1 protein-coding gene is annotated in these 447 nt (G+C 60.0%); it reads right to left on the reverse strand.

Annotated elements, in window-relative coordinates; translation table 11 throughout:
• Window positions 1-8: 8 nt before the first annotated feature.
• Window positions 9-447, reverse strand: a 439-nt coding sequence (locus tag J4G14_10450) for a transposase (protein ID MCE2458220.1), incomplete at its 5' end; no start/stop codon positions are given.

Here is a 447-nt window from a genome sequence, read left to right on the forward strand (position 1 = left end):
ACCCAGGGTCAGAACACCGACGCCGATGACGGCGTCGTAGCTGCCGGTGTCCATATCGAGGGGTTCACCCATGACCATCCGGTAGAAATTGCTGTAGACGTCCTTGCGGCCCGCCTCGTCCAGCATACCCTGGGACATGTCCATCGCAGACCGGTGGTCTTGACCACGTGAGAATCACTGGAGCGGACAGCGTCCCGGTAGACACCCAGAGCACTGATGCGTCTGCCACGACGGCGCACGATCGTCTCGTCTATACCGAACACCATCGGCTCATCACCTTGACCGAGATGCTGGACCAGAAGCAACAGCAGAACCCTGCTGAGTTGAAGGGGAGAGAAGACCGCGCGGTTGAGGACGTGGCGGTACTTTGCGAACCCGTGATCGCTGCCGAGTCCCATTACACGGAGCGCCGATGTGATGGTCCGTTTGCGTGGACTGAGTATGGCT

The sequence above is a fragment of the Dehalococcoidia bacterium genome, assembly GCA_021295915.1.
Classification (GTDB): domain Bacteria; phylum Chloroflexota; class Dehalococcoidia; order Lucifugimonadales; family UBA1123; genus VXRN01.